Annotated in this window: 18 protein-coding genes; 12 read left to right on the top strand and 6 right to left on the bottom strand. The window is 60.2% G+C overall.

Going from position 1 to position 19,370, the window contains the following annotated elements; all coding sequences use genetic code 11:
• Window positions 1-180: 180 nt before the first annotated feature.
• A complete protein-coding gene (locus U6037_RS10705; RefSeq protein WP_322846715.1) occupies window positions 181-1,068 on the bottom strand; it encodes a LysR family transcriptional regulator in 888 nt (295 codons plus the stop codon).
• A 293-nt stretch (window positions 1,069-1,361) separates the two neighbouring features.
• Here U6037_RS10705 and U6037_RS10700 point away from each other — a divergent pair, with 293 nt between their 5' ends.
• Genes U6037_RS10700 through U6037_RS10690 form a run of 3 tightly spaced genes read left to right on the top strand, consistent with a single transcriptional unit; the run spans window position 1,362 to window position 3,943 of the window.
• Complete coding sequence (locus U6037_RS10700; protein WP_016983257.1) at window positions 1,362-2,060, top strand: CoA transferase subunit A; 699 nt, start codon at window positions 1,362-1,364, stop codon at window positions 2,058-2,060.
• Between the two features lie 24 nt (window positions 2,061-2,084).
• A complete protein-coding gene (locus U6037_RS10695) occupies window positions 2,085-2,750 on the top strand; it encodes a CoA transferase subunit B (protein ID WP_016983256.1) in 666 nt (221 codons plus the stop codon).
• A gap of 11 nt (window positions 2,751-2,761) precedes the next feature.
• Window positions 2,762-3,943, top strand: a complete 1,182-nt coding sequence (locus U6037_RS10690) for an acetyl-CoA C-acetyltransferase (protein WP_322846714.1) — start codon at window positions 2,762-2,764, stop codon at window positions 3,941-3,943.
• Between the two features lie 223 nt (window positions 3,944-4,166).
• Here U6037_RS10690 and cobF read toward each other — a convergent pair whose 3' ends face one another.
• Both cobF and U6037_RS10680 read right to left on the bottom strand, forming a co-directional pair.
• The gene (cobF, locus tag U6037_RS10685; protein ID WP_322846713.1) at window positions 4,167-4,922 is read right to left on the bottom strand and encodes a precorrin-6A synthase (deacetylating); all 756 of its coding nucleotides are present in this window, start codon (window positions 4,920-4,922) and stop codon (window positions 4,167-4,169) included.
• Complete coding sequence (locus tag U6037_RS10680) at window positions 4,922-5,491, bottom strand: histidine phosphatase family protein (RefSeq protein ID WP_322846712.1); 570 nt, start codon at window positions 5,489-5,491, stop codon at window positions 4,922-4,924. The genes cobF and U6037_RS10680 overlap by 1 nt, the downstream gene beginning before the upstream one ends.
• 330 nt (window positions 5,492-5,821) lie before the next feature.
• Here U6037_RS10680 and U6037_RS10675 point away from each other — a divergent pair, with 330 nt between their 5' ends.
• The 8 genes from U6037_RS10675 to U6037_RS10640 all read left to right on the top strand — a co-directional run bounded on the left by U6037_RS10675 (window position 5,822) and on the right by U6037_RS10640 (window position 14,091).
• Window positions 5,822-6,676 (top strand): MurR/RpiR family transcriptional regulator, encoded by an 855-nt coding sequence (locus U6037_RS10675; RefSeq protein WP_322846711.1) that lies wholly within the window; start codon window positions 5,822-5,824, stop codon window positions 6,674-6,676.
• Between the two features lie 2 nt (window positions 6,677-6,678).
• Window positions 6,679-7,323 carry an isochorismatase family cysteine hydrolase gene (locus U6037_RS10670; protein WP_322846710.1) on the top strand — a complete coding sequence of 215 codons (645 nt, stop codon included), beginning with the start codon at window positions 6,679-6,681 and terminating at the stop codon, window positions 7,321-7,323.
• Entirely contained in the window at window positions 7,320-8,651 is a 1,332-nt protein-coding gene (locus tag U6037_RS10665) for a glutamine synthetase (RefSeq protein WP_322846709.1), read from the top strand. Before U6037_RS10670 ends, U6037_RS10665 begins: the two co-directional genes overlap by 4 nt.
• Window positions 8,635-9,387, top strand: a complete 753-nt coding sequence (locus tag U6037_RS10660; RefSeq protein WP_322846708.1) for an N-formylglutamate amidohydrolase — start codon at window positions 8,635-8,637, stop codon at window positions 9,385-9,387. Before U6037_RS10665 ends, U6037_RS10660 begins: the two co-directional genes overlap by 17 nt.
• Window positions 9,388-9,473: 86 nt before the next feature.
• On the top strand, window positions 9,474-10,823 hold the full coding sequence (locus U6037_RS10655; protein ID WP_038369117.1) for an APC family permease: 1,350 nt from the start codon (window positions 9,474-9,476) through the stop codon (window positions 10,821-10,823).
• A 118-nt stretch (window positions 10,824-10,941) separates the two neighbouring features.
• Complete coding sequence (locus tag U6037_RS10650) at window positions 10,942-11,958, top strand: arginine N-succinyltransferase (protein ID WP_322846707.1); 1,017 nt, start codon at window positions 10,942-10,944, stop codon at window positions 11,956-11,958.
• Between the two features lie 61 nt (window positions 11,959-12,019).
• Complete coding sequence (gene astA / locus U6037_RS10645) at window positions 12,020-13,054, top strand: arginine N-succinyltransferase (protein ID WP_322846706.1); 1,035 nt, start codon at window positions 12,020-12,022, stop codon at window positions 13,052-13,054.
• A gap of 167 nt (window positions 13,055-13,221) precedes the next feature.
• Window positions 13,222-14,091: an isocitrate lyase/PEP mutase family protein gene (locus tag U6037_RS10640; protein ID WP_007919546.1), complete on the top strand. Its 870-nt coding sequence runs from the start codon at window positions 13,222-13,224 to the stop codon at window positions 14,089-14,091.
• 133 nt (window positions 14,092-14,224) lie between these two features.
• Here U6037_RS10640 and U6037_RS10635 read toward each other — a convergent pair whose 3' ends face one another.
• The 3 genes from U6037_RS10635 to U6037_RS10625 all read right to left on the bottom strand — a co-directional run bounded on the left by U6037_RS10635 (window position 14,225) and on the right by U6037_RS10625 (window position 17,729).
• Window positions 14,225-14,527 (bottom strand): hypothetical protein, encoded by a 303-nt coding sequence (locus U6037_RS10635; protein WP_034152534.1) that lies wholly within the window; start codon window positions 14,525-14,527, stop codon window positions 14,225-14,227.
• Window positions 14,528-15,203: 676 nt separating this feature from the next.
• Complete coding sequence (locus U6037_RS10630) at window positions 15,204-16,442, bottom strand: M20/M25/M40 family metallo-hydrolase (RefSeq protein WP_095120225.1); 1,239 nt, start codon at window positions 16,440-16,442, stop codon at window positions 15,204-15,206.
• Between the two features lie 213 nt (window positions 16,443-16,655).
• On the bottom strand, window positions 16,656-17,729 hold the full coding sequence (locus U6037_RS10625; RefSeq protein WP_322846705.1) for a diguanylate cyclase: 1,074 nt from the start codon (window positions 17,727-17,729) through the stop codon (window positions 16,656-16,658).
• A gap of 177 nt (window positions 17,730-17,906) precedes the next feature.
• Between U6037_RS10625 and U6037_RS10620 the strand changes: the two genes are divergently transcribed.
• Window positions 17,907-19,361 carry an NAD(P)/FAD-dependent oxidoreductase gene (locus U6037_RS10620; RefSeq protein WP_322846704.1) on the top strand — a complete coding sequence of 485 codons (1,455 nt, stop codon included), beginning with the start codon at window positions 17,907-17,909 and terminating at the stop codon, window positions 19,359-19,361.
• The last annotated feature ends 9 nt before the right edge of the window (window positions 19,362-19,370 follow it).

Here is a 19,370-nt window from a genome sequence, read left to right as displayed (position 1 = left end):
GACCAGCTCCCTTCCCGCTAGCACTAGGCCTCGCCCAAGGGAGAGGGGACTGACCGAGTTGTTGTGAAGCGAAACATCGACCTGAAAATTTCAAGTCGAACCCATTTTCTGAAATGCCCCCGATCAGCTCCCTGCCCCCTCGCCCCCCTGGGGGAGAGGGTTGGGGTGAGGGGGTAGATCTCACAGTTGCCGCAGATCTTCAGCTTTGAGGATATCGAACAACGCCTGCGCCGCTGCCGACAGTTCATTGCCCGGCTCGGTCAGCACACCAATCGCCCGCTCCACCGAGTCGTCCAGCGTCAGGCAATGGGCGCCCAGTTCTTGCATCTGCTCGGCACACAACGCCGGGACGGCGCTGACGCCCAGACCGCTGGCGACCATGCGCCCGACCGTCGCCAATTGATGGCTTTCAAACTCCACCGGCAACTTCATGCCGCGGGCCTGCAAGTGCTCTTCGAGCATCACCCGCACCGTCGAGGGCCGCTGCAAGGTGATAAACGGCTCCTGAAGCAACGTCTGCCAATCGATCTCAGCGCGCTGGGCCAACGGCGAATCCTTCGATACCACCGCAACAAAGCGATCCATGTACAACGGCGTGAACGTCATCGCCGTGTTTTGCATCGGCTCGAACGCCACGCCCAGTTCCACCTGACGGTCACGGACCATTTCCAGTACCTGCTCGTTGATCACATCGTTGACCGTGACGTTGACGTTCGGATAGCGCGCGCGAAACGTCTTGAGGATCGGCGGCAGCAGATTGCCGGCAAACGACGGCATCGCCGCCAGCGTTACCCGCCCACGCTGCAAGCTGAAGCGCTGACGCATTTCGTCTTCGGCGTTGTCCCAGTCGGCAATCAGCCGTCGCGCCAGTGGCAGCAAGGATTCGCCCTCTGCGGTCAGTGCCACATTGCGCGTGTTGCGGCTGAACAGGCGTCCGCCCAAGCCCTCCTCCAGCGCTTTGATGGTCAGGCTCAACGCCGATTGCGACAGGTGCAGACGCTCGCAGGCGACGGCGAAACTCAGGCTCTGGGCCACGGCGAGGAAGGCGCGGATCTGTTTGATGGTCATGGTCGCTTCGCTCCAGTTGTAAGCTACAAGCGTTAAGCGGCAAGCCATGATGATCGTTCCCACGCTCCTGCGTGGGAACGCAGCCCGTGACGCTCCGCGTCACTGGACGCAGAGCGTCCCTAGAGGCATTCCCACGCGGAGCGTGGGGAACGATCAAAGCAGCACGCCATAACGCGATTATTGAGCTTTATCAATCAATCAACCTTAAAAATCAACTTAACAAATATATCCTCCAGCGCGACACTCCAACCATTCGGCTAGCCAGCCGCCCGCAAATAATAAAAGAGGTGCATATGGCAGGTTTCGACAAGCGTGTGAGTTCCTACGAGGAAGCCCTGGCCGGGCTTGAGGACGGCATGACCGTCATCGCCGGCGGCTTCGGTCTGTGCGGCATTCCGGAAAACCTGATCGCCGAGATCAAGCGCAAAGGCACCCGCGACCTTACCGTCGTTTCCAACAACTGCGGCGTCGACGGTTTTGGCCTTGGCGTGCTGCTCACCGATCGCCAGATCAGCAAAGTCATCGCCTCCTACGTCGGCGAAAACAAGCTATTCGAAGAGCAACTGCTCAAAGGCGACATCGAAGTCATCCTGACCCCGCAAGGCACCCTCGCCGAGAAAATGCGCGCGGGCGGCGCCGGCATCCCTGCCTTCTTCACCGCCACCGGCGTCGGCACTCCAGTTGCCGAAGGCAAGGAAGTGCGTGAATTCAAAGGTCGCAAGTACCTGATGGAAGAATCCATCACTGGTGACTTCGCTATCGTCAAAGGCTGGAAAGCCGACCACTTCGGTAACGTCATCTACCGTCACACCGCGCAGAACTTCAACCCGCTGGCCGCCACCGCCGGCAAGATCACTGTGGTTGAAGTCGAAGAAATCGTCGAACCCGGCGAACTCGACCCCTCGCAGATCCACACCCCGGGCATCTACGTCGATCGGGTCATTTGCGGCACGTTCGAAAAACGCATCGAACAGCGCACCATCCGCAAATAATTCAGGCTGACGGAGAACAAAAACATGGCACTTTCCCGCGAACAAATGGCTCAGCGCGTCGCCCGCGAAATGCAGGACGGCTTTTATGTGAACCTCGGCATCGGCATTCCGACCCTGGTCGCCAACTACATTCCCGAAGGCATGGAAGTCATGCTGCAATCGGAAAACGGCCTGCTCGGCATGGGTCCGTTTCCGACCGAAGACACCATTGATGCCGACATGATCAACGCTGGCAAACAAACCGTGACCGCGCGCATCGGCGCGTCGATTTTCAACTCCGCCGAATCCTTCGCGATGATCCGTGGCGGCCATGTCGATCTGACTGTACTCGGCGCGTTCGAAGTGGACGTCGAAGGCAACATCGCTTCGTGGATGATCCCCGGCAAACTGGTCAAGGGCATGGGCGGTGCGATGGATCTGGTGGCCGGCGCCGACAACATCATCGTCATCATGACCCACGCGTCGAAGGATGGTGAGTCGAAACTTTTGGCCAAATGCAGCTTGCCGCTGACCGGCGCCGGCTGCATCAAACGCGTGCTGACCGACCTCGCCTACCTGGAAATCGAAAATGGCGCTTTTGTCCTCAAGGAACGCGCACCTGGCGTCAGCGTCGAGGAAATCGTCGCCAAAACCGCTGGTAAACTGATCGTCCCGGATCACGTTCCGGAAATGCAGTTCGCTGCCCAGTGAGGAATTCGAAAATGCAAGACGTCGTAATTGTTGCCGCCACGCGTACCGCGATCGGCAGTTTCCAGGGTTCGCTGGCCAGCGTTTCCGCCGTTGATCTGGGCGCGGCGGTGATCCGCCAGTTGCTCGAACAGACCGGTCTGGACGGTGCACAGGTCGATGAAGTGATCATGGGCCAGGTGTTGACCGCCGGCGCCGGCCAGAACCCGGCGCGTCAGTCGGCGATCAAGGCTGGCCTGCCGCACGCGGTGCCGGCGTTGACCCTGAACAAGGTTTGCGGCTCGGGCCTCAAGGCCTTGCACCTCGGTGCGCAGGCGATCCGTTGCGGCGACGCCGAGGTGATCATCGCCGGCGGTCAGGAAAACATGAGCCTGTCCAACTACGTGATGCCGGGCGCACGCACCGGTCTGCGCATGGGCCACGCGCAAATCGTCGACACGATGATCAGCGACGGTTTGTGGGATGCATTCAACGACTACCACATGGGCATTACCGCCGAGAATCTGGTCGACAAATACGAGATCAGCCGTGAGCAGCAAGATGCTTTTGCCGCCGCGTCGCAGCAGAAAGCCGCTGCCGCGATTGAGGCCGGTCGCTTTGTCGATGAAATCACCCCGATCCTGATCCCGCAGCGCAAAGGCGATCCGGTGGCGTTCAAGGTCGACGAGCAACCGCGCGGCGACACCACCGCCGAATCGCTGGCGAAACTGCGTCCGGCCTTTAAAAAGGACGGCAGCGTCACCGCTGGCAACGCCTCGTCGCTGAATGACGGCGCCGCTGCGGTCATCCTGATGAGCGCCGAGAAAGCCAAAGCCCTCGGCCTGCCGGTTCTGGCAAAAATCGCCGCCTACGCCAACGCCGGCGTTGACCCGGCAATCATGGGCATTGGCCCGGTGTCGGCGACCCGTCGCTGCCTGGACAAGGCCGGCTGGAACATCGACCAACTTGACTTGATCGAAGCCAACGAAGCCTTCGCCGCACAATCGCTGGCGGTGGCCAAGGATCTGCAATGGGATCTGGACAAGGTCAACGTCAACGGCGGCGCCATTGCGTTGGGCCATCCGATCGGTGCCTCGGGTTGCCGCGTGCTGGTGACGCTGCTGCATGAAATGATCAAGCGTGATGCGAAAAAGGGTCTGGCGACCCTGTGCATCGGCGGCGGCCAAGGTGTGGCACTGGCGCTGGAACGCGCATAAACAGAGTTCAACAGTGATCGGCGGATCCACGACATCCGCCGCTTGCTGGCAACAAAAACCCGGTGCGACTTGCGTTGCACCGGGTGTTTTTTTGCCTGTTCGAAATGTGCGTTGAATCATTGGCCCTCATCGCGAGCAGGCTCACTCCTACAATTGAATGGGTTCACAATTCCAATGTAGGAGTGAGCCTGCTCGCGATAGAGCCCGTCCAAGCACTAACAATTTAAGGTTTGCGCAGCAAGTACGTATCCATGATCCACCCATGCTTCGCCCGCGCCGCCTTGCGCACCCGCTCGATTTCCTCCGAGACATCCGCCAGCCTGCCGCTGATCAGGATCTCGTCCGGCGTGCCCAGGTAAGCGCCCCAGTAAATCTCGGTCTGCTGATCGGCGACCCGCTGATATGAATCTTCAGCATCGAGCATCACCACCAGACTGTCCGTATCACTCACCTGCCCGGCCGCCAAACGCCGCCCGGTGGTGATTTCGATCGAGTGACCGATCGTGTTCAACGGCACCTTGTGCTGCGCCGCCAGCGCCTGAACACTGGTGATCCCGGGGATCACCTCAAATTCGAAGGCACACGCACCCGACGCCAGAATCGTCTGGAGGATACGCACGGTGCTGTCGTACAACGCCGGGTCGCCCCACACCAGGAAACCGCCGCACTGGCCGTCAGACAATTCGTCATTGATCAGCCGCTCGAAGGTCTGCTGCTTGGCACGGTTCAGATCATCGACACTGGCCGTGTAGTCGACATCGCCGCGCTCGCGCTCCGGGCTGTGGGCTTCGACGAAGCGATAGTCGGGGTCGTCGATGTAGCGCTCACAGATCTCCCGGCGCAGGTCGATCAGTTTGTCTTTGCTCTGGCCTTTATCCATCAGGAAGAACACGTCGACCTGATTCAGCGCCTTCACCGCCTGCATCGTGATGTAGTCGGGGTTACCGGCACCGATGCCGATCACCAGCAGTTGTTTCATCAAAGTGCTCCTTTAACGTCGAGGCCTGGCAAGCGTAGCCGCCAGCGCCCGGTGAAGCGCAGTTCGACCATCGATAACGGTTCGACATCAATGTCATGAAACGCTGTGCCTTGCATCACGTGGATCAGCGCGGCGCGGATGACAAACGGATGCGTGACCGCCACCACATGTCCCGATGTGGCTTGCAGACTGGCCAGCCACAGCGCCACGCGCTCACGCAACTGCGCCACCGACTCACCGCCATGGGGGGTGGCATGGGGATCCTGCAGCCAGGCGTGCAGCGCGGCGTCTTCCGAGCCCTGCAGGGATTTGATCGACACCCCATGCCAGCGGCCCCAGTCACAATCGCGCAGCGCCTCGTCTATTTGCGCATCCGCACCTAACCATGCCGCCGTCTGTTGCGTGCGCAGTTCCGGCGCGCAAATCAAGCGTCGCGAGCCGTCGAAACGGTCGGCCAAAGATCCTGGCGCCAACCCGCTATTTTCAACAGGCTCATTCGTAGGAAAACACGCCAATTTTTGTGCGACGGTTCGCGCATGGCAAATCAATGTCAAACGAGTGGTCTGCACAGGGATCGCTCCGGTAGGCCTTCGTGAAAATCAACGGCGCCAAGCCGCTCTGTGGGCAATTGTGCCGTAAACCGAGGGTTGAGCGGCTTCTGAATAGCCACGGTAAAAAACGACGACGCCAGGAATACGGCAATATCTGACAGCATTGTGGGCAATGGACTACAAGCGCGATCGAATTACGTGTAGCCCTTGTTGCACGGGCATCTCACTCCATTCTGGAGCCTTTTCAACACACTGAAAAATTCACTAGACATGTAACGCCAGTTACATAAATACTGTTTTAACGGATTATGAAGCGAATTCAACACCCTCCATCCAGCAGGAGCCCGGATGCCCCCTCTCAGAGACCTGATCACCGACCCCGGCCTGGATCTTACGCCGTCGGAGCGCAAAGTCGTTCGCGCCTTGCTTGATCAGTACCCGCGTAACGGTCTGGGGCCGATGGCGCGACTGGCTGAACACGCCGGCGTCAGCGATCCGACCATTGTGCGACTGGTGAAAAAACTCGGCTTCGGCGGTTATGCCGAATTCCAGGAAGCGCTGCTCAGCGACATGGATCACCGCCTGCGCTCGCCGCGCACGCTGTTGCAACCGCGCGCCCATCAGCACAAGGACGACGCCTGGAGCCACTATCTGGGCGACAGCCATCGCCTGCTGGTCGAAACCCAATCGCTGACCCAACCGGAAGACGTGCGCATTCTCACCGACTGGCTGTTGGATGCGCGGCATCAGGTGTACTGCTTCGGCGGGCGCTTCAGCAGCCTGATGGCCACTTACCTGCTCAATCACCTGCGCCTGCTGCGGCCCGGTTGCTTTGCCCTGGAAGATAACGCGCAACTGCCCGATCGCCTGTTCGATCTGCAACGCCAGGACGTGGTGCTGCTGTTTGACTACCGCCGCTACCAGACCCAGGCCCTGCGCGTTGCCAGTGCCGCGAAGAACAACAACGCGCGCGTGGTGCTGTTCACCGATATCTACGCTTCGCCGCTGCGCGAACTGGCCGACCTGATCATCAGCGCCCCGGTGGAATCGGCCTCGCCGTTCGACACCATGGTGCCGGCGCTGGCTCAGGTCGAAGCACTGATCGCCTGCCTGACCCTGCGCACCGAAAACCTCGCCGATCGCCTGGAAGGCATCGATGCCCTGCGCAATGACTTCAACACCCACCTGATGGAGGATAAATAAGGATGTTCAGCCTTCCCCACCGCTCGCCGCGGGACTTGCCGTTTGTCACCGATCACACCTCGCTGTTGCTGGTGGATATGCAGCGTGCCTGGCTCGAACCGCAGTTCGACGCGCACCTCAACGGTCCTGACGCCGAGTACTTCCTGACCCGCGCGCACATGCAGGTGGTGCCCAATCAGCGTCGCTTGCTCAGCGCGTTTCGCGAGGCGCGGCAGAACGTGCTGCACACCATTATCGAAAGCCTCACCGCCGATGGTCGCGACCGCTCGCTCGACCACAAACTCTCGGACATGCACCTGCCCAAAGGCAGCGTGCAGGCCAGGATCATTGAAGACCTGACCCCGGTGGAGAACGAAATCGTCCTGCCGAAGACGTCATCGGGCGTCTTCAACTCGACCAACATCGACTACGTACTGCGCAACCTCGAAACCCGCCATTTGATCATCGCCGGCATCGTCACCGACCAGTGCGTCGACATGGCCGTGCGCGACGCCGCCGATCGCGGCTATCTGGTCACGCTGGTCGAGGACGCCTGCGCCACCTACAGCGCCGAACGCCATCACGCCTGCCTGAATGCGATCAAGGGTTACTGCTGGATCACCGACACTGACACCGTGATCAGCCGCCTGCAGGAGATGCGACCATGAGCACGCGCCTGACGCCGCTGCCGATGACCACCCTGGTCACCACTGACCTGATCGGCATTACCCGCGGCCGCTCGTTCCCCACCGATGAGCTTGAGCATTATCAAGCGGCGGGTTGCGGCTGGGTGCCGGCCAACAGCGCGTTGACGCCGCAGGACATCATTGCCTCGACCAATCCATGGGGCGCTTATGGCGACCTGCGGTTGATTCCCGATCTGAGCAGCCGCGTCACCGTCGCCAACGGCCCGGACGCCAACGCGCCGGCGCTGGATTTTATCCACGGCGATATTCGCGAAACCGATGGCCGCCCGTGGGGCGCCTGCCCGCGCACGCTGCTGCGCGATGAAATCGAGCGTTATCGCGATGAACTGGGCTTGCAGGTCAACGCCGCGTTCGAACACGAGTTCAATCTGCACGCCGGTTTCGCCGAGCATCTGGCGTTCTCCCTCGAGGCCCAGCGTCAGGGTGCCGAATTCGGCGGCTGGCTGCTCAGCGCCCTGCGCGCCGGCGGTGTCGAGCCGGAAATGTTTCTGCCGGAATACGGCAAGCACCAATACGAAATCACCTGCCGCCCGACGCTCGGCGTGGCGGCGGCGGATCGCGCCGTCAATGTGCGCGAGATCACCCGCGAGATCGCCCGGCAAATGGGTCTGGACTTGAGCTTTGCGCCGAAAACCGCCGCCGACGCGGTGTGCAACGGCGTGCACCTGCACGTCAGCCTGCTCGATCTGGCCGGTGTGCCGATGCTCTACGACGCAGGCACCAGCAATGGTCTGTCGAGCCTCGGCCAACATTGGGCAGCGGGAATCCTGCATTACTTGCCGGCACTCTGTGCCTTCACCGCGCCGACGCCGGTGTCGTACGAGCGCTTGCAGCCGCATCACTGGAGCGCGTCCTACGCCTGTCTCGGCCAACAGAACCGCGAGGCGGCGCTGCGCATCTGCCCGACCGTGACCCTCGGCGGCAAATCCGTGGCCAACCAGTTCAACCTCGAATTCCGCGCCATGGACGCCACTGCCTCGCCGCATCTGGCCATGGCTGCATTGCTGATCGCCGGGCGACTGGGTATCGAACAACGCCTGGCGCTGAACGCGATCACCGATGAAATTCCCGATTCACTCAACGACGAGCAACGCAAGGCCCGGGGCATCGTCGCCCTGCCCGCCTCGCTGGCCCAGGCACTGGATTGCCTGCGCGCCAGTGGCGCCTTCACCGAATGGCTGCCCAAGCCGCTGCTCGACACTTATTACGCCCTGAAAACCGAGGAACTGGCGCTGACGGAACAGCTCTCGCCCGCTGACTTGTGTGAGCACTATGCACGCCTGTACTGAATCCGCCGAGCTGGGGTTGTACACCCGACCGGCCTACAACCTGAGCCGCGAAGAGTCGACGCACCCGTTGATTCTGGTGTGCGAACACGCCAGCCGCTACATCCCCGACGCCCTGAACAACCTGGGCCTGGACGATGCCGCCGCGCGCGAACACATCGCCTGGGACATTGGCGCCCTGCAACTGGCCGAGCAGTTATCGGAAATGCTCGGCGCAACCCTGTTGAGCGCCAACTATTCGCGCCTGCTGATCGATTTGAATCGGCCACGTCACGCCCCGGACAGCATTCCGGCGCAGAGCGAGATTTATCAAGTACCGGGCAACCGCGAGCTGGACGAAGCCACCCGCGAATATCGCCGCCAAACGCTGTTCAAACCGTTCCACGCACGCTTGCAGACCTTGATCGACGAGCGTGTCGCACAAGGCCAAGCGGTGCGGGTGGTAGGAATTCACAGTTTCACCCCGGTGTACTACGGCCAGCCGCGACCGCTGGAAGCCGGCGTGCTGTTCGGTCAGGCCAAGGCCTATGCGCAACGCCTGCTCGACGGTCTCGGCGAACACCCACTGAAAGTGGCCGGCAATCAGCCGTACAAGATTGATCCGCTGGGCGACATGACCGTGCCCGTACACGGCGATGCCCGTGGCCTCGACTCGGTGCTGATCGAAGTGCGCAACGACTTGCTGCGCAGCCCCGAAGCCGTATCGCGCTGGGCCAGATACCTCGCGCCATTGCTGTAAAGACAAGCTTTACCGACTGCTGATGCTGTAAACGATGGACCGATAACAACTAAAACGACCGACTGGCTGACAAGGAGTTGCGCTTCATGGAAATTGAAGAATTCGGCTACAAGCAAGAGTTGAAACGTAGCCTGACGCTGACCGACCTGGTGGTGTACGGGATGATCTTCATGATCCCCATCGCCCCGTTCGGGGTGTACGGCTACGTCAACGCCGAGGCGCCGGGGATGGTGCCGCTGGCGTACATCATCGGCATGGTGGCGATGCTGTTTACCGCGTTGAGCTACGGCAGCATGGCCAAAGCCTTTCCGATTGCCGGCTCGGTGTATTCCTATGCGCAGCGCGGCCTCAATCAACACGTCGGTTTTATCGCCGGTTGGCTGATGCTGCTCGATTACCTGCTGATCCCGCCGCTGCTCTACGTTTATGCGGCGATGGCGCTCAACCATTTGTACCCGGACATCCCGAAAGTCGGCTTCATTCTGGCGTTTCTGGTCAGCGCGACCTTCGTCAACCTGCGCGGCATCACCTTCACCGCACGGATGAACATCATCTTCCTGCTGGCGCAACTGGTGGTGCTGGGCATTTTCCTGTTCTACGCCTGGAATGCCCTGCACAACGGTGGCGGTAACGGCGAGCTGACCCTGGCGCCGCTGTATCACCCGGAAACCTTCAACTTCGCCCTGCTGATGCAAGCGGTATCGATTGCGGTGCTGTCGTTCCTCGGCTTCGATGCGATCTCCACCCTCGCCGAAGAAATCAAGGGCGATCCGGGCAAGAGCGTCGGCAAAGCCGCACTGATCACCCTGGTAGTCATGGGTGTGATTTTCGTTGCACAAACCTGGATCGCCACCGATCTGGCGGCCGGCATGGGTTTCAAATCGGCCGACACCGCGTTCTATGAAATCGCCGAAATCGCCGCCGGCAGCTGGCTGGCGACCCTGACTGCTGTCGCCACGGCATTGGCCTGGGGCGTGGCCGTGGCCATCACCTCGCAAGCCGCCGTCTCGCGCCTGCTGTTCGGCATGGCCCGCGACGGCAAACTGCCGAAGGTGCTGGCCAAGGTGCACCCGAAACACAACACGCCGTACCTGAGCATTTATCTGGTGGCGGTGCTGTCGCTGGTGATCTGCTACCTGTTCATCAACTCGGTCGACACCCTGACTTCGCTGGTCAACTTCGGCGCACTCAGCGGCTTCATGCTGCTGCACCTGACAGTGATCAACTACTACTGGCGTCGGCAGAAGTCCGGTCAGGTCGTGCGTCACCTGATCTGCCCGGTGATCGGCTTCATCATCGTCGCGGCCATCATGTACAACATGGGCGTCGATGCGCAGAAGCTCGGCCTGATCTGGATTGCCCTGGGTCTGGTGTACCTGTTCTTCCTCAACAAACTCGGCGCCAGCACCGCGCTGCCTGACCCGAGCAACGGCTGACAAGAAAAAGAGCGGCGTCTGACAACAAATCAGGCGACCGCCGATTTATCGCGTGGAAACCGACAGTGATAGTCAGGTTCGGCGACTTTGCCGAACCTTTTGATACAGGAGTACATCCATGCTGGTCTTACGCCCAGTCGAACAGACTGATCTGCCCCAGCTCCAACAATTGGCCCGCGACAGTCTGGTGGGCGTGACCTCCCTGCCGGATGACAGCGAACGCCTGCGCGAGAAAATCGCCGGTTCCTGCGCCTCGTTCGCCAGTGCAGCGACGGCCCACGGCCCGGAGAATTACTTCTTTGTGCTGGAAGATCTGGACGACCAGCGCCTGGTTGGCTGCTCGGAAATTCTCGCCACAGCGGGCTTCGACGAGCCGTTCTACAGCCTGCGCAACCGCCATTTCACCAGCGCTTCCCGCGAGTTGAACATCGAACACGGCGTGCCAGCGCTGTCGCTGTGCCACGACCTCAACGATCACACGCTGCTGCGCGGCTTTCACATCGACGCCAATCTGGTGCGCACGCCGTTTTCCGAGTTGCTGTCACGGGCGCGCCTGCTGTTCATCGCCGCTCATGCACCGCGCTTTGCCGAGGCGGTGATTACCGAAATCGTCGGCTACAGCGACGAGGAAGGCCATTCGCCGTTCTGGGATGCACTGGGCAAACACTTCTTCGACCTGCCCTACGCGGAGGCTGAACGTCTTTGCGGGCTGCAAAGCCGCTCGTTTCTGGCCGAACTGATGCCGCAATACCCGATTTACGTGCCGATGCTGCCGCAAGCGGCGCAGGACTGCATCGGTCGGATTCACCCGGACGGTCAGGAAGCGTTCGACATTCTTGAGCGTGAAGGCTTCGAAACCAATAGCTACATCGACCTGTTCGACGCTGGCCCAACCCTGTATGCGCGCACCGCCAACATTCGTTCGATCGCGCGCAGCCAGACTGCAACCGTGCAGCAACAGCCACAAATCGATGCCCGAGGCCGTTATCTGCTGAGCAACGACGGGCTGCACGGTTTTCGTTCGATCATGGCCGAACTCGATTTCCAACCCGATCAACCGCTGTCCCTCACCCCTGCAATGTGTGCGGCGCTGAACGTGATCGATGGCAGCCCGATCCGGCTGATTGCCCTGTGAAACCCGCCCGGTTGCGCAGTCAACGACAGTGCCCGAACAGGCGCGCAGAAGGAGTTACAGCATGATTGTCCGTCCGGTCAAAGTCAGCGACCTGCCTGCCTTGCTGGCGCTGGTACAACAGGCCGGCCCGGGGTTCACCACCCTGCCGGCCAACGAAGATCGCCTGTCCCACCGGGTCCGCTGGGCGCAACGGGCGTTCGCCGAACAGGTGGAACGGGCCGACGCTGATTATCTGTTTGTGCTCGAAGACGACGACCTGCGCGTGGTCGGCGTCAGCGCACTGGCCGGAGCGGTCGGCCTGCGCGAGCCCTGGTACAACTACCGTGTCGGGTTGACCGTGAGTTCGGCGCCGGATCTGGGCATTCAACGGCAGATCCCGACACTGTTCCTCAACAATGAACTGACCGGCCAGTCGGAGCTGTGCTCGTTGTTTCTCGGTCACGAACAGCGCCACGGCAGCAACGGCCGCCTGCTGTCGCTGGGACGTTTGCTGTTCGTTGCCGAATTCCCGCACCTGTTTGGCGAGAAGATGATTGCCGAACTGCGCGGCAGTGCCGATGAACACGGTTGTTCGCCGTTCTGGGACAGTCTGGGCCGGCATTTCTTTCAAATGGACTTCAGCCATGCCGATCACTTGTCGGGCCTTGGCAACAAATCGTTCATCGCCGAACTGATGCCGCGCCAGCCGCTGTACACCTGCATGCTCACCGAACAGGCCCAGGCGGCGATCGGCCAGGCACACCCGAACACCGAGCCAGCGCTGAAAATCCTTCAGGCCGAAGGTTTTACCCACAAAGGCTACATCGACATCTTTGACGGCGGCCCGGTGATCGAGGCGCCGGTGCGCAATATCCGCACCGTACGCGAAAGCCTTGAGCTCACCCTGAGCCTGGGCAGCCCGGATGAACAGGCACCGCTGTGGCTGATTCACAACCGCCGTCTGGAAAACTGCCGCATCACCGTCGCCCGCGCCCGCCGGGTCGGCAGCAGCCTGGTGATCGACCGCCTCACGGCCAAGCGCCTGCAACTGCAACCGGGCAATTCGGTGCGCGCGGCGATGCTGCCCAATCAACAGCAACAGGCGGTGGCGGCCTGACGGTCACCACCGCAAAAAGGTAAATCCTTTCAGCAAAAGAGTCCGCGACAACCTGTCCCTTGCAAATTCGTCATGATCATTGACCCATTCGCGTGATAGCCTTTTCATTCTTCGGCGTTGACACCTTTGTTCAAGCCTTTCCATTCCTTTGTATTGGTGGAACTCGTATGACCAGGCTTTCCCATCAAGATTTGCGCCGTAACTTCCGTCAACTGCTGGCTTCCGACACCTGCTACCACACGGCTTCGGTGTTCGATCCGATGTCCGCGCGCATTGCCGCTGACCTGGGTTTTGAAGTGGGGATCCTCGGCGGTTCCGTGGCCTCTTTGCAGGTACTCGGTGCCCCGGATTTTGCCCTGATCACCCTCAGCGAGTTCGCCGAACAGGCCACTCGCATCGGCCGCGTCGCCCAATTACCAGTGATCGCCGACGCCGACCACGGCTACGGCAACGCCCTCAACGTGATGCGCACCATCGTCGAACTGGAACGCGCCGGCGTCGCCGCCCTGACCATCGAAGACACCTTGCTGCCAGCGCAATTCGGCCGCAAATCCACCGACCTGATCACCGTTGCCGAAGGCGTCGGCAAGATCCGCGCGGCGCTGGAAGCCCGGGTTGATACGGAAATGGCGATCATCGCCCGTACCAACGCCGGCATCCTGCCGAACCAGGAAATCATCAGCCGCACTCGCCAGTACCAGGCGGCCGGGGCTGACGGCATCTGCATGGTCGGGATTCAGGATTTCGATCAGCTCGAACAAATCGCCGAACACCTCACCGTACCTCTGATGCTGGTGACCTACGGCAACCCGGCGTTGCGCGATGACAAACGTCTGGCCGAACTCGGTGTGCGTGTGACCATCGATGGCCATGGTGCGTACTTTGCGGCGATCAAAGCGACGTATGACAGCTTGCGTGAACAGCGGCAGATCTTTACCCAGGCTTCGGACCTGAGCGCGACCGAGTTGACGCACACCTATACACAACCGGAGGAATACATTCTCTGGGCCAAGGAATACATGAGCGTCAAGGAGTGATGGGTTGACCGGGCTGACGCCATCGCGAGCAGGCTCACTCCTACAATTGATCAGTGTTGAACACAAATACTGTGTGCACTGAAGATCTACTGTAGGAGTGAGCCTGCTCGCGATAGCAACAGCCGCTACACCGCTAAACCGGCGTCTTGTAAGCCTCCTCCCGCTGCACCGCCCGCGCCTGAATCACATTCAGAATCGCACAGCCCTCGCGCATCAACAGATGCACCGCGCTGGTCACCCGCGTCAGATCACAATCGGAAATACCCTTGAGGTTGAGACTGGCAAAGGTGTCGGCCAGATCGCGCACGACCACAAACCGGTGCATCGCACAGGCGGCCATGTCGCTGAGTTCTGAGTGGGTGTTAAGGAAGAGCACCGGGGATTCGGCGTCGTAGGTATCGATGGGGAGGAAGCGGGGCATTACTTGGTCGGTCATAGAGTTCACTCCAAATAGGGGTCAGGTGCTGTATTCGACCGGCCAAGATCGTCGCAGAGTTTTCTGCGAGCCGAGACTATAAGAGCCGCGCTCAACGGCCGCAACGGGAGCTTCTGTCGGAATTTTCGGTATTTTTTGTACGCCGTCCGCGCCTTCCACTTTTCCCACAAAAGCCCCTCACCCTAGCCCTCTCCCAGAGGGAGAGGGGACTGATTGGGGGATGCTCGAGAGCTACGCCGACTTGTGATACCGCGCTGAATCCGATTTTGAACTCAAAATTGATCTTTCAGGCCGCCGCGTTAACCACAAACAAAACAGTCAGTCCTCTCCCAGAGGGAGAGGGAACCGATTGGGGGATGATTGGGAGCTACGCCGACTTGTGACATCGCGCTGAATCCGATTTTGAACTCAAATGAATCTTTCAGGCGGCCGTGTTAATCACAAACAACGCGATCAGTCCCCTCTCCCTCTAGGAAAGAGAACTGATTGGGGGATGCTCGGGATCTACGCCGACCTGTGACACCGCGCTGAATCCGATTTTGAATTCAAATGGATCTTTCAGGTCGCCGTATTCATCACAAACAACACGGTCAGTCCCCTCTCCCTCCGGGAGAGGGTTAGGGTGAGGGCAAATGCACCTGACACCCCACCCGCATCAGTCACACCCCAAACCCACTCACCGCGGCTTGGCCAACTCCATGATCATCCGCGACAACAGATAAATCCGCGGCGCCACACTCGCCACTTCGGCGTATTCCTCCGGCGTGTGAATATTGCCGCCAACAATCCCGAAACCATCCAGCGTCGGCGTGCCAACACCGGCAGACAAACTCGCGTCCGCCGCGCCGCCACTGCCCTCCTCCGTCAACTTGCGGCCAATCTCGCCGTAGATCCCCTGAGCCATGGCCATCAGGCGATCCGACTCGGGCGTCTGCGGCATCGGTGGCAAGCCGCGCTGCAACGAAGTCTTCACTTCAGTCTCAGCAATCAGCTTGTCCTGCGAAACCCGCGCCAGATCCTTCTCGATCCGGTCGAACTCCTCTGGCACCGCCGCGCGCACGTCAGCCTTGGCCGTGGCTTGATCGGGAATCACGTTGGTGCGATCGCCGGCCTTGAGCACGGTGAAGTTGATGGTGGTTTTCTTCGCCTCATCACCAAGTTTGCCCAACTGAAGAATCTGATGCGCCGCCTCCATCGCGGCATTGCGCCCCAGTTCCGGCGCGACACCGGCGTGCGCGGCTTTGCCCTTGACCTCGACCAGCGCCGTCGCGCTGCCCTTGCGCCACACCACCAGGCCATCGGCCGGGCGGCCCGGCTCCAGATTGAGCGTCACGTCGTGCTGTTTGGCGGTTTTCTTGATCAGATCGGTGGCGACGTCCGAACCGGTTTCTTCGCTGGCGTCGAGCAGGAAAGTGATTTGCGCGTAGTCCTTGAAGTCGAGGTTTTTCAGGACTTTCAGCGCATAGATCCCGGCGACGATGCCGCCCTTGTCATCCATCACCCCTGGCCCGTAAGCGCGGCCATCCTTGATGTGAAACGGCCGCTCGGCCGCCGAACCTTCCTTGAACACCGTGTCCATGTGCGCCATCAGCAGGATTTTCGCCTTGCCGGTGCCCTTGAGCGTTGCGAGTACATGGTTGGATTTTTCCGGCGTATTGGGCACCAGTTCGATGGTGGCGCCGAGCTTTTTCAGCTCATCGATGGCGATGTCGCTGACTTGCTTGAGGCCTGGCTCGTAACCTGAACCGGAGTCGATATTGACCAGCCGTTCCAGCAGTTTCAGGGCCTCTGGTTGATATTGCTCGGCATCGGCGAGCACTTGTTTGTGCGGTTCGGCGAAGGCGTGGGCAGCGGAGAAAGCGAGAGACAGGCCGAGGCTGGCGGCCAGCAGGGAGCGAGAAAATGAGAACGTCATGAAGCGATCCTTGTTTCGCGTCGGGGGGGATTTAACCGTACCCGACATCGGCGCGAGGCTCTACACCGAATGCGACATCTCCCTGATCACCACCGAACACGTGTAGGAGCTGCCGAAGGCTGCGATCTTTTGATCTTGCTTTTGATTTAGAAAGACCAAAGTCAAAAGATCGCAGCCTTCGGCAGCTCCTACAGGGGATGTGTGGTGTAGCGGTCAAACCGAATCCAGCAACGTTCGCCGGGGCTTGTCATCGCAATTGCACATCACCCGATTGCGCCCGCTCGCCTTGGCCTCGTACAACGCCTGATCGGCATCATTGAGCCAGCGCGTCGCGTCGGCATGCGCCGGATCGTACGCCGCCAGGCCGATACTCAAACTGACCTTCAACGCCGGGTTCTGCTCATAACCCAGAATCGCGAAACGCTCGCGCAACGCCTCCATCGCCTGCGCGGCGTTGAACAACGGCAGTTCCGGCAGAATCACGCAGAACTCATCACCGCCATAACGCCCGGCAACGTCTGTCACCCGCAGGTTCTGCTTGAGCAACTTGCTCAACTGGCGCAACACGATGTCGCCCGCGACGTGGCCGTAAGTGTCGTTGATCGCCTTGAAGTGATCGATGTCGATCAACGCAATCGCTGCGCCCTGCTTCTGCCGTTTGCAACGCTGAAAAGCGATCTCCAGTTGATCCTTCCAGGCGCCGTGGTTGAGCAGCCCGGTCAAGCTGTCGGTGCGGCTCAGGGCAAGCAATTCGCGTTTATGCCGGCCAAGGGTGTAGGCCTGCCGAAAGCAGATCCAGCCCAGCGCCAACGGGTACAGCAGTAGTAACGGGAAACAGGCGTACATTTGCGCAGGCGAGGTCTGCGGAACGAATGCCGGAGCAAAGACCACCAGCCCGACGCCGACCCCGAGCAACTGCGTCGCAGAGCCTGCCAATAGAAAGCGTGAACCGCCGATAGCGACGTTGTTCATCGCCATCATCGAAATGGTCGTCGCCGTGGGCAACGGATTGAAATGCATGGCGGCAACCCAGAAACCGCCGAGAAACGCGTCGATCAACAGATTTCGATGTTCGGCGTGATAGGGAACGCTGGAACGACGCGCCCATTGAAATGCCAGGTGCGGCCAGACCAGGCCATTGAAGAACATCAGTGCCCAGACCCACAGCGGCGGATCGAGCGAATACATCGCAACGGAAACACACAGCAGCCCAAGCAACAGCCCGAGGGTTCGCGACGTATAAAGCCTCCTGGCCAATGAAAGTCCCTTTCCTCCCGTATTTCCCATGAGGACCTCGATCACGCACACCGCAGGACGGATGTGATGGGAGTCTATCAGGGCGACGTTAAATAGCCATCACCGGCCAGCGGGCTGAATAGAGCGCCATCAACACCTTACACAGTGCAAATATTTGGCTATACATGAAAGGAGCAAAATGGAAAAACAACTATAAGAAGGAGGCCCATGCACACCTTTCAAGTGTTGATCATCGGCAGCGGTTTTGGCGGCCAGTGTGCCGCAGTCAACCTGCTGAAGGCCGGGATCGACGATTTTCGCCTGCTGGAACGAAGGGACTTCTTTGGCGGCACCTGGTGCCAGAACACCTACCCCGGCGCCGCAGTGGACGTGCCGTCGCCGCTGTATTCGCTTTCCTTCGCTCCGTACCGCTGGTCGCAGATGTTCGCCGGGCAAGCCGAACTGCACCGTTACACCGAGCATGTCATCGAGCAGTTCGGCCTTCGTCAGCGGGTGGAGCTGCAAGCCAATGTCGAGCGCGTCGAATGGGACGACACGGAAAAACGCTGGGCCGTGCACACCGCCAGCAAAGGCACCTTTTATGCGCAGTTCCTGATCAATGCCACCGGGCCGCTGAGCCAACCGCTCATCCCGCACTTTCCCGGCCAGGATCGCTTTCAAGGCAAGAATTTTCATACAAACAATTGGGATCACAGCTACGACTACCGGGGTAAACGCGTGGCCATCGTCGGCAGCGGCGCCAGTGCGGTGCAGGTGATTCCGGCGATTGCGCCGCACGTCGAACAACTGCATGTATTTCAGCGTACGCCACACTGGGTGCTGCCTCGCGCCGACCGCCAGTTCGGGCCGTTACAGCGCTGGCTGCTCGGCCTGAAACCCGCCTACAAGCTGTTGCGCTGGCTGATTTACTGGCAATTCGAAACCCGGGTCATCGCGTTCAAATACTCGAAAGCGGCGATTCACATGGTCCAGCAGCACGCCCTGCGCTTTCTCAAACGCCAGGTGCCAGACCCTGTGCTGCAAGACAAACTCACCCCGGACTTCACCATCGGCTGTAAACGGGTACTGGTTTCCAGCACGTATTACCCGGCGCTGAGCCGTCCCAACGTGACCTTGCATACCCGCGAACAAGGCATCGCATCCATCGACGAAACCGGGATCAACACTCAGGACGATCAGCACATCGATGTTGATCTGATCGTCTGGTCGACCGGTTACGACGCCACCGACGGGGTGATTTCCTACCCGGTCAGTGGAAAAAACGCCGTGCAACTCAGAGATGTCTGGGCGCAATACCCGCGCGCGTATCTGGGCACCAGTCTGCCGGACTTTCCCAACCTGTTTATCGTCACCGGCCCCAATACCGGCATCGGCCACACCTCGGCGCTGTTCATCATCGAGTCGCAGATGAACTACATCCTCGACTGCATTCGCACCGTGCAGGCGAAAGGTCTGCGCAGCATCGAAGTGCGCCGTGAAGCGGAACGTACCTACACTGAGATGATTCATCGGGAAATGCAGCGTACGGTCTGGAAGTCCGGCGGCTGCCACAGTTGGTATCAAAGCAAGAGCGGTCATGTGATCGCGATGTTTCCCGGCTTCAGTTTCAGCTATCACCGCTTGACACGGGCGCTGAAACCGGCCGACCACATTCTGTCCTGAACACGTAAA

The organism is Pseudomonas sp. B33.4, from assembly GCF_034555375.1.
In the GTDB taxonomy this organism is placed as follows: domain Bacteria; phylum Pseudomonadota; class Gammaproteobacteria; order Pseudomonadales; family Pseudomonadaceae; genus Aquipseudomonas.
This window is presented reverse-complemented; position numbering and strand designations above follow the sequence as displayed.